The sequence below is a fragment of the Xanthomonas pisi DSM 18956 genome (assembly GCF_001010415.1).
GTDB classification, from domain to species: Bacteria; Pseudomonadota; Gammaproteobacteria; order Xanthomonadales; family Xanthomonadaceae; genus Xanthomonas; species Xanthomonas pisi.
Genome location: NZ_JPLE01000141.1, coordinates 1 through 486 on the forward strand (window position 1 = coordinate 1; position 486 = coordinate 486).

Sequence of the window (486 nt, forward strand, 5' to 3'; positions counted from 1 at the left end):
GTCGTCGCGCAGGATGCCGCCGGTGTCGCCGCTGTTGGGGTTCCACGACCAGTAGAAGCCTTCGTTGATGCCCTTGCTGCGCAGGTACTTCACCAGCGCGTCCTGCCACACCTTGTCGCGCGCATCGCCTTCGCCGTACTTGCCGCCGAACTCGCCCAGCAGCAACGCGTACTTGCCGGCGAACTGGCCGAAGTGACGGTCCCAGATGGCCGGCATGTTGTTGGGGAAGTTGCTGTCATTGAAATAGGACTGCACATACACGTCCGGGCCGTACACGTGCGGCGCCAGCAGCAGGCGGTTGGCCGGGATGTTCAGCGGGGTGCAGGCCAGCGGCTGCAGGTTGCCGCCCCAGTAGATGCCGCCGTTGGTCGAACACACCGGGTTGTCGGTGATGCCTTCCACCGCGATGATCCACTTCGGCGCCACGGCCAGCACCGCCGCCGACCCGCGCTCGGCGGCCTTGTTCCAGTCGGTGGCAGCGTTGCC

General features: G+C 66.3%; 1 protein-coding gene. It reads right to left on the reverse strand.

Annotated features, from left to right (window positions below; genetic code table 11):
- On the reverse strand, positions 1 to 486 hold a 486-nt coding region (locus tag Y887_RS17450; protein ID WP_046965554.1), incomplete at both ends, for a glycoside hydrolase family 5 protein.